Annotated in this window: 9 protein-coding genes and 1 pseudogene; 6 read left to right on the top strand and 4 right to left on the bottom strand. The window is 49.3% G+C overall.

The window, feature by feature from the left end:
* The 4 genes and pseudogenes from J0895_RS08265 to J0895_RS08255 all read left to right on the top strand — a co-directional run.
* Positions 1–579 (top strand): annotated as a pseudogene (locus J0895_RS08265) (AAA family ATPase); the annotation flags it as partial.
* Positions 580–927: 348 nt separating this feature from the next.
* Positions 928–1,053, top strand: a complete 126-nt coding sequence (locus tag J0895_RS26305; protein WP_277989803.1) for a hypothetical protein — start codon at positions 928–930, stop codon at positions 1,051–1,053.
* A gap of 18 nt (positions 1,054–1,071) precedes the next feature.
* The gene (locus tag J0895_RS08260; protein WP_207087629.1) at positions 1,072–1,566 is read left to right on the top strand and encodes a hypothetical protein; all 495 of its coding nucleotides are present in this window, start codon (positions 1,072–1,074) and stop codon (positions 1,564–1,566) included.
* Positions 1,567–1,800: 234 nt separating this feature from the next.
* Positions 1,801–1,998 carry a hypothetical protein gene (locus tag J0895_RS08255; RefSeq protein ID WP_207087628.1) on the top strand — a complete coding sequence of 66 codons (198 nt, stop codon included), beginning with the start codon at positions 1,801–1,803 and terminating at the stop codon, positions 1,996–1,998.
* A 143-nt stretch (positions 1,999–2,141) separates the two neighbouring features.
* Here J0895_RS08255 and cysE read toward each other — a convergent pair whose 3' ends face one another.
* A complete protein-coding gene (gene cysE, locus J0895_RS08250; RefSeq protein WP_207087627.1) occupies positions 2,142–2,894 on the bottom strand; it encodes a serine O-acetyltransferase in 753 nt (250 codons plus the stop codon).
* 154 nt (positions 2,895–3,048) lie between these two features.
* Positions 3,049–3,537, bottom strand: a complete 489-nt coding sequence (locus J0895_RS08245; RefSeq protein ID WP_207087626.1) for a hypothetical protein — start codon at positions 3,535–3,537, stop codon at positions 3,049–3,051.
* Between the two features lie 579 nt (positions 3,538–4,116).
* Here J0895_RS08245 and J0895_RS08240 point away from each other — a divergent pair.
* On the top strand, positions 4,117–5,187 hold the full coding sequence (locus J0895_RS08240; protein WP_207087625.1) for an ABC transporter permease: 1,071 nt from the start codon (positions 4,117–4,119) through the stop codon (positions 5,185–5,187).
* A gap of 6 nt (positions 5,188–5,193) precedes the next feature.
* Here the strand turns inward: J0895_RS08240 and J0895_RS08235 are convergent, their stop codons facing one another.
* Both J0895_RS08235 and J0895_RS08230 read right to left on the bottom strand, forming a co-directional pair.
* The gene (locus tag J0895_RS08235; RefSeq protein WP_207087630.1) at positions 5,194–6,336 is read right to left on the bottom strand and encodes an AI-2E family transporter; all 1,143 of its coding nucleotides are present in this window, start codon (positions 6,334–6,336) and stop codon (positions 5,194–5,196) included.
* 172 nt (positions 6,337–6,508) lie between these two features.
* Positions 6,509–7,357, bottom strand: coding sequence for an Npun_R2479 family HD domain-containing metalloprotein (locus J0895_RS08230; protein WP_207087624.1), 849 nt, complete (start codon positions 7,355–7,357; stop codon positions 6,509–6,511).
* 540 nt (positions 7,358–7,897) lie between these two features.
* On the opposite strand from J0895_RS08230, the gene J0895_RS08225 reads away from it, so the two are divergent.
* On the top strand, positions 7,898–9,649 hold the full coding sequence (locus J0895_RS08225; protein ID WP_242541148.1) for an efflux RND transporter periplasmic adaptor subunit: 1,752 nt from the start codon (positions 7,898–7,900) through the stop codon (positions 9,647–9,649).
* Positions 9,650–9,666: the final 17 nt, after the last annotated feature.

The raw sequence follows: 9,666 nt of genomic DNA, 5'->3' as shown, positions 1-9,666 counted from the left end.
TACGGTCAGTTTCTCAACGAAATTGGCCGATCGCCTCATCACAGTTGTCTGCTTCTCCTCAGTTGGGAACAGCCGACCGAAATCGCTATCCTAGAAACCGAAAACTCCCACTGCAAAACCCTCCATTTAAAAGGTTTAGACGGATCATCCACCACAGAACTCTTAACCAACCGCAAACTCAAAGATAGAGAACGCTGGATAGAACTCATCCAGCGTTACAGCGGTAACCCCTTATGGCTAAATATAATATCAGCCACTATTTCCGATTTATTTAATGGGAGTGTATCCAAATTTCTATCCTACTCCAGCTTATTTTTAGGAGACATAGAATCGTTGTTGGATGAACATTATCTGCGTTTGTCTGAAACAGAAAAATTGGTGATGATAGGTTTGGCCAATCAACCTGGTATCACTGAAGTTTGCCCAAATATAGAAAATCTATCCGACTCTGACTATTTAAAAGCAGTTCAATCATTGAAAAAGCGCAGTTTGCTGGAAATAGAAATCGAGAACTCTAATTCTATTTTAAGGCTAAATCCGGCTATTCAAGAATATTTTAAAAATAAAAACCATCATTGATACTTGTGATTATATTCGGGTGCTTTCCCCTTTGTGCATGAGGAACCGGGAGGATTGGTCTGGGTTCTCTCTCGCTCAAGCTTCTCACATTTGGGCTTGTGGTTAATTGGGAATAACCGATCGCCCTAATGGATTGCGGCAGTTACGTCTAATCCGATTAGATGGCAAGAGACCCTGACAAGGGTGAGCATTTTAATCGCAGAGAGTTGGAGCTTCTGCCTGAGACCCTGGAGATATTTTAAAAAATATAACAAAAATGGAACAGTGAGCAATAAATATGAGAAAATAAGGAGAGAAAACACCAACAATTATTGTCAAATTGAGAGGGATGATCGGGTTGAATCTAGCTTGAATTCTGCCCAGTCTCTCCTGGACCTCATTCGTTGGGTTTCTGGCGATCGCCTGACAATTAGGACCGAAAACCTTCTAATTGTTCAGCAGCGATCGCGAGTCTTTTCATCACAACATCCCTAACCGTTCCTGCCTAAAACTATGGTTCAGTACACGATCGCCCAATCCCCCGAAATCATCTTGACGGTTTCAGGCAAAGATTCATCAAAAGCTCGGGACAAAGCAATGGATCAACTCCTTGAAATGATGGATGAGGGGAAACTACCCACCAAACTCTCTGACAAACTCTCCGAGGGATTTAGTCCCGATGAATTTATTGAAGTGAAAGAACCCGAAGGCTTAGATGAAAACAGCGATGATGCGCTAACAGAAGCGGTGCAAATTCTCAGCAGTTTGGTCACCCTTAAGGAAAAAGTTGACCGTTCCCATGCCGAGGCGCTCAAAGTGCGTGAGCAAATCGATGTTCTCTTTCAGGACCGACCCGTTACGGAAGAGGAAATTGCCAATCTCAAAGAAGGGTTTAAAACCCTGAAAACCTTTGCCCAAGCCAATCAGCGCTATCAAGCGGCTAGAGAACAAGCGGAAGAAGCGCGGACTATTCTCGATCGCGTCCTAAAATCCACTACTGCCGAGTAACCTCCGATGCAATGGATGCGACTGCACCGAATCTCTTCGGCAGTCGCATCCACAATTCCTCTGGTAAAACGTGTTTAAAGGTGGGAGTGCAGATTGTCTGAAGTCCAGAAAGTTGATAGGATGAACGACACAGATGCTGACCGATTGAGTCGCCAGGGGTGCAAACCGGACTGGCATTGAATCCGAAGTTATCCCCCCATTCCATTTGTCGTCAAGCATGAGAGGGCGATCGCCTTGTTCAATACCATCCCAGCGAATTTACCGATTTTATACTTCTTAGCAGTCGGGCATTGTATCATGGGACTCCTCGCTGCCAGGGTTGCCAAACGCAAAGGATACAACTTGAGTCTCTGGCTAATTTGGGGACTCATTGGCGGGACCGTCGCCTTTGTCACCGCATCCCGATTAAAACCGAAAACTGATGTATTTTAGCCCGCGCTTCTCGGGCTTTGTTCGTATAACTTGAGCCCTTGAGGGTGTAGGTTTTTGCTCCATAAAAATAGCCCGCCGAAGCGGGCATTTATGAGTCATAGGGTAGTATTGAATCAGTTTTGAGATGATTTATTTACAGGGGGTCAAATGCCCGACCCGTCCAGAAACTCCTGAATCGCTTTATTATTAATGTTACAATTCGGCGGGAGTTGATCTAAACAAAACTTTTCAGAGCTTGCACCGACGAACACAAAAGAAGGTTTCTGGGGTTTCATATCTTGAACTTGCTGTTCGAGAGCTTCAATGCGATCGAGTAAACTGCGAATCGCTGATGCTTCTGAATCAGGCAATTGACCATGTTCCAAGGGGTTGACTCGAACCCCAGAACGATAGAGAATCCGACCGGGAACTCCGACTACCGTACAATCTGAAGGAACATCCCGCAGGACGACAGAACCGGCACCAATGCGGACATTATTGCCAATTTGGAGATTACCCAGGACCTTGGCACCGGCACCCACGACAACATTTTCCCCGAGGGTGGGGTGACGCTTGCCGGATTCTTTTCCGGTACCGCCGAGGGTGACCCCTTGATAAATCAAGCTATAATCGCCGACGATCGCCGTTTCGCCAATGACCACTCCCATGCCATGATCGATGAAAACTCCCCTGCCGATCGCCGCGCCGGGGTGAATTTCAATCCCGGTGAAAAAGCGACCCAGATGAGAAATCAGGCGAGGAATGAAGGGAATGCCGATCTGGTGTAACCAGTGGGCGACACGGTGAAACAGCAGCGCTTGCAAACCTGGATAGCAAAACAAAACTTCTAGCCAGTTGCGTGCTGCTGGGTCACGCTCAAAGATAATTTGGAAGTCAGCTACAAGGGTATTTAGCACGCTTCGTTAACACTCTCGGCAAATAGGCCATTTTTTATTATACCTTGCTTCGACCGACCGATCAACCCTGGCTCCGCAGGAGGTTTAAGCTGGAAATGTTACGGTTTCAGCATATTCCCGAGGTCATCTTCCCGTCAGGGACTGTATCCGACCCTTACTCGCGAACGGAAAGCCGATATCGGCGTCGAACTCCCATTTGTTTGGTCCCCACCCAAATCTGATAGGTCCCTTGTTGCCAGTCCGGATCTGTGACTCGGGCATCCTGACTTAACTCGGTATTATCTCCACAGCGAAAGGTATTATCGGGACCTCGGATGATTAACGTGGTATCCACACCTCGACTGTTTAGTTCTACGGTTAATCGGGGAAAATTAGCGCGTAATTCCATGATATGATCCGGAGTTGGATCTCCGAACCCGAGACAGAGTTGGTTATGGCGATCGCGTACCGTGGTGACAGCAGGAAGCGAAATGGAACCCCCGGTAAAACCCGAGACGACGCCACTACTAGGTGGAAATCCCCGGGATAAAATTAGGGGTTCAAAATTGGCCGAATTAGCGAAAGCGGGAATGACATTGAACGCAACAAAAGTTAAGGCGATCGCGCCGGTACATTTCCAGAGATTGATGCTATTTGTTAACATAGTTTTACGCTCCTCTTGCATAATTGAGGAATTCAGCTTGTAGTTCTCTAGGGCTTCTGGGTAGGGATTAGAGATCTAGGACAAGAACCTGGGTTTCTGTACCTTTTTTGGTGACAAAGCAGACCGAGATTGGGTCAAAAAACCGAGTTTTAGCCCCTACTGTAGCAAGGCCCTAGGTCTTGAATGGGTCAATAATATGTGAATCGATATTGCTGATTTCTATGTTAACGAATGCCCAAATCCGATAGTCCTCTCGATTATTTCCCTTAAATTGTCATTATGTCTGTCATTGTCATGTTGATGATCTGTTACCTGGGTTGGTTGCTGACTTCATTTTTAGTGAGTATCCCCCTCTTTTTTTTAGGGTCGATCCGCCTGCCTTTCCAGGTGGGTTTTTTTGTCATTTTTCTGCTAATTTTATGGGCAGTGGATGATTGATCGGTTCGTAAGGATTTCACCACGGGTTGCTGCTAGAGGGGGTGAGATGAAGGAAGGAATATCGGCGGCGATCGCCGGTTGTGTTCCTCCCTTATGTCGATTATTTTCGATTCTTTAAACCGTAAAAACTTAAGAAATACTATGAACTGGTGGAAAAAGTTAAAAAAGAATCCCTTGGCTCGGTTAGGAGCTATTTTGTTATTGGTGTTTTATTTAGCGGCGATCGCGGCGGAATTTGTCGCCCCTTATGATGCCTATATTTCTCAGCCGAATGGGGCGCTGTTGCCTCCGACGCAGATTTACTGGCGGAATCAAACCACTGGAGCGTTTATGGGTCCCCATGTTTATCCTACCACCCAAGGGGCGATCGATATGGATACGGGCGATCGCCAATTGCTGGTAGATTTTGACCAACCGTCCCGACTCGGACTCTTTGTCAAAGGACCGGCATATCGACTCTTTGGATTCATTCCCGGAGACATTCATCTGTTCGGAACCACCGGAGAAGCACCCTTAAACCTGATTGGGACCGACGATCAAGCTCGCGATCAATTCAGCCGTCTGGTCCTAGGGGCGAGAATCAGCTTATTTATTGGATTAGTCGGCATTTCCATTTCCTTTCCCCTGGGGACTATTGTGGGCGGGATTTCGGGGTATTTTGGCGGCGCAATTGATAGCATATTAATGCGCTTCGTCGAAGTCTTGATGACCATTCCCAGCATCTATCTCTTGGTTACACTCACCCTGATTTTACCGGCGGGAATCAGCAGCGCCGAACGGTTTATGTTAATTGTAGTGATTACCTCCTTCGTCAGTTGGTCCGGACTGGCGCGGGTGATTCGAGGGCAAGTTTTGTCGATTAAAGAGCGAGAATTTGTCCAGTCTGCTAAAGCAATGGGAGCCAAACCGCTGTACATTATTGTCCGTCACGTCATCCCCCAGACGGCAACCTATACGATTATTGCCGCAACCCTCTCTATTCCCGGGTTTATTGTGGCTGAATCGGTGCTGAGTCTGATTGGGTTAGGAATTCAGCAGCCGGATCCTTCCTGGGGAAATATGCTCTCCCTGTCTACCAATGCCTCAATTTTAGTGTTGCAACCTTGGTTAGTCTGGCCCCCGGCCCTATTAATTATTTTGACCGTACTGGCGTTTAACCTCCTCGGGGATGGGTTGAGAGATGCTCTTGACCCTCGGAGTGTGCAGCGGTAAGGGGAGTTAAGCATTCGGTGAATCGGGGAGGCGATCGCCCGGGGGAATTGCAGTTTCTGCGGGTAACGGTTGCGGGGGTTTCTGACTGAGGATCGTGTTGAAGAAACTCCCGGTTTGCGGAGGTAGGGTGGGGTCGATCGCAATTTCCACAATACTTTTGATCACCCCAGTCAAAGGAATCGCCAGGATAATCCCTAAAAATCCCCCAACTTTGGCTCCTAAGAGCAGGGAGGTAAAAATAATCACCGGAGATAATCCGGTGAGACTGCCCATAATCCGGGGAGCCACAATATTATCCTTGACTTGTTGCAAGGCGATCGCCACCGCCAAGACTTGTAGGGCCAACCACCAATCAATAAAAGCCACAATCAGACAAACCGCACCAATCCCCAGAGCGGCCCCCACAAAGGGAATAATCTCCATAATGCCGATAAACACTGCAAATAAGAGGAAAAACGGCACCCGTAATGCCCAAAATGCCGGCGTCAGGGTCACCGCCATAAATAACCCCAGTAGCAATTGTCCAGAGACAAATTGTTGAAGATTTCGCCGCAAAGACTCCGTGAGTTGGTCCCGAATATTAGGGGCGAAAATCCAAGTCAGGGTCCGCCACAAACGCTCCCCATCCACGAGCATATAGAACGAGATGACCAGAATCAGGACGCCATCTAAGAACCAGCTTACGGTTCCCAGGACCAACCCAAACCCTCGGGTGGCGATCGCCTGCACCTGTCCCTGCATCCGTTCCCCGATCTGTTGCTCCACCAACCCCACATCAAAGGGCAAATTGCGTTGCTCACTCCACGTTTGAAATCCGGCTAATTGCTCCTGCGCCGACATGAGCAAGGTGGGAAAGTTCTCAATCAATTGCCGACCCTGATTAAAAACCGGCGGCACCACCGTCAATCCCACCAGCAGCACGAGTAAACCCGCCACCAAATAGACCCCAACCGCTGCAATCCCACGGGGGAGAAATTTTTGCAATCGACTCACTGCATAGTTGAGTAAAAAGGCAATCAACCCCGCAGTAATCAGAATCCCGATCGCTTCCCCGACATAACTCAGCGCATTCAGGGTAGCCCAACCGACCCCTAACATGAGCAGCCAAGTCAATAAAAACTGTTGGAAGGGTGAAAAGACTTGTTTCATGAATCGATAGGGGCTTTCAATAGACATCTTGCATGATTATTTTAAGGGGTTGAGGCGAAACCTTTGGGAGAATCCACTTCAATCCATGACTCCCTCCCCACCCTTGAATAGGCTCAACCCCTTTGCCACTGCAATTCTTGTCACCGGAGTTGTTTTGTGCGAGTTTCACCTATTATTCCTCTGAGAGCTCTTGGGCGCTCTCATGTTCAACGACAAAAACATTAGAGTAGAGATTGGCAACCACCTGTTTTCCTTGCTGGGTGAGCGTCAGATATTCTAAGGCATCTTTGACATAAGGAAAAACCCCATGCCAATAAAACTTGGGATAGTTCTTCCGTAAATCTCCAGGATGTTTATAGCCAAGCACCGCATTGGTGCCGGTTTCTTCAAATTCATAGAACAAAGCCCCGATTTTCTTCAAATAGCGCGGATCGCTCAGTTGTCCGATTAAATCTGCCGCCCGAACCATCCCGGGATAATTAATCGTATCTTGATGATCCTCTGCTTTCGGGACTGGAAAACGGGTCAGTTCGATATTGTACTTGATCTCTTCGGCATCAATCAGTGTATGACCACCAAACCGTTCGTCAATAAAGAGTTTGGCGCGATCGACATGGTACGGCGTCAGTCCCGCATCGCTGGATCCGGCTTTAAGCTGAATCATTTTCCCATTTTGTCCTGTGGCATACCATCCATTTTTGTCCTGTCGGCATACGCCCTTGACATAGCCAATATCATGACAAACCAGGGAAATAATGAAATGAAGCCATCCTTCACAAGACACACCCCCTTCCCGGATATGCTTGCCTCGCATAATCTCCTGCCCCACCAAGGTCACTAAAATGGTATGTTCGACATTGTGGTACAGGGCGTCACTGTTGGCAATATTTTCTAGGGCCATGCTCCCCGCCCAGGCAATAATATCCTCGTAGTTCGGTTTATATCCTCCGTAGGTTCGGTGGTAGCCTTCCCTCAGCTTTTGCACAAAGTTGTCGATCAGTATTTCAGTGGTATTGAGCATAGTTGGTACTCGCGCTTTGCAGAGTTCTATTTTCCCGGGTTTGCAGGAGTTGCAGATGGTTCTTCTTTTTATTTACCGCATCTTTGTCTATCTTGTCATCAAAAGTTACCCGGGTTTTGGCCGAGTCGGAGTCTCATGCCTCTGACTCCCCCTGAGTCCAGCAGTGGAGGATTTGGATCCACTCCTCCACGGATGACGGTTCTCTAAGGGATGGACATAAAAAAAGTCGGGCAAGTAGTCGGGTGGAGGGTACTTGTGGGAATGCTCACAATTGATGCTCTCCGCCTGCCCACCCTATAATTGAATCCCCAATCCTATTTGATTTTTTGGAGTTCCCTAAACCGAACAAATTCTATTAAAATTTAACAAATGCAACAAATTGCAATATTTCTTTGCAACCGCTGAAAATTATTACAATAAAGACTTGGGGGGAAAATGAGGAAAGGGGCTTTCTCACAAGCGGAGACTGAGGAGACAATGGAAAACCCAGAGATTCAAGACTCAGGGAGACACTCACCAGAGCCTGGGGTTGAATTGGAGATGGTAGAGGATGGGGAGGAGTCCGCCCTGGGCAAGACTCGCATTGCCGCCCCCCCAAGACCGAGCGACTGGAAAAAACTCATGACTGGGGTGGGGATTGGGGTGGCGATCGCCGTCGGTGGAATGTATCTGTTGGATAGTAGATCCGAGGAGGAAACAGCAGCTAATTCTTCCGGATCGGTGGCAGAAGCACCGAATGCCCAACCCGTGGCCAATCAAACCGTTACCGTGGCGATCGCAGAAAGCGCCCGAGTAGAAAGGTCCCTCGACGCTACCGGGACTGTCCAAGCCTACGACCTTTTGCCCGTAATGCCTCAAGCCTCCGGCTTGCAAATTAAGCAAGTCTTAGTGGATGAGGGCGATTTGGTGGAAGCGGGGCAGGTTTTGGCAATCCTCGATGATGCCGTAGAGCGATCGCAAATCACCGAAGCAGAGGCTCAAATCGACTCGGCTCGCTCAACTGTAGCAGACCGACAAGCGGCGATCGCGATCGCTGAAGCAGCCGTATCCCAAGCCCTCGCCACCCAATCGGAAGCCTCCGCCGCTGTTGCCACAGCCATCGCCGCCAAAGCCGAAGTGGAAGCCGGGGCAGGACAGGTCCAGGCAGCCCTCTCCGAAGCCACCGCCGGGGTCTCTCAGGCAGTCGCCGCCAAAGCCGAAGCCGAAGCGGGACTCGAACAAACTCGCGCCAGTCTGGCTCAAGCCCAAGCCGAACTCGCCCAAGCTGAACGAGAACGCGATCGCTACCAACAATTAGCCGAAGCCGGGGCCGTTTCTACCCAAGAACTGGAAATCCGCAGCACCGCCGCTGAAAACGCCCGAGAACGGGTGCGCGTCGCCGAGGCCAATATTAAAAGTGCCCAAGCCCGGATTGCCAGCAGTGAGGCGAATATTGCCAGCATGAGGTCCCGAGTGGTCAGCGCCAACTCCAACATCGAGATTGCCAAAGCAAGGGTCCAAAGCGCCCAATCCAACATCAGCAGCGCTCAAGCCCGACTGGAAAGCACCATTGCCAATGTCCGGATCGCGCGATCGCAACTCGACAGCGCCCGCGCCAATGCCAACAGTTCCGCCGCCAGCCTCCGCAGTACCCAAGCCCGGGCGCAACAGGTGGAAACCCAACAAGAACGCACCGTGGTTCGCGCCCCAAAAGCGGGAATTATCGCCGAAAGAGTCGCCCGAGTTGGGGATGTGACCAGTAATACGAAACAACTGTTTTCGATTATTGCTAACGGCCAACTCGAACTCCAGGTGAAAATTCCCGAAACTCAATTATCCGAAATCCAAATTGGCGCACCTGTTCAAGTTACCTCGGATGCGGATAGCCGGATTAATGTGGCGGGGACTGTGCGAGAAATTGCCCCCTTGGTCGATGAACAAAGCCGTCAGGCAACGGTTAAAGTCAGTTTGCCCTCGGATTCAATTTTGAGACCTGGGATGTTTTTAAGGGCTGGAATTACTACCAGTGCGGCTCAAGCGATTACGATTCCTGGGAAAGCCGTCTTGCCGCAAGCTGATGGTTCGGCGATCGTCTATCGCTTAGTTGGGGAAGATATCGTACAGGCACAGCCGGTAGAAGTGGGTGAGGTGGCATCAGGTTCTCCCACGGACCTCAGTAGTACCCGAGTGGAAATCAGAAGCGGACTGTCCCTAGGCGATCGCGTGGTGGTCGAGGGGTCTGCGTATCTCAAAGATGGCGATCGGATTCGCATTGCTGAGGACTTCAATCCGACTCCCCAGGTTGAACTTTAGATTTGTCATTTGTCATT

The organism is Phormidium pseudopriestleyi FRX01 (assembly GCF_017313335.1).
Classification (GTDB): Bacteria; Cyanobacteriota; Cyanobacteriia; order Cyanobacteriales; family Laspinemataceae; genus Laspinema; species Laspinema pseudopriestleyi.
This window is presented reverse-complemented; position numbering and strand designations above follow the sequence as displayed.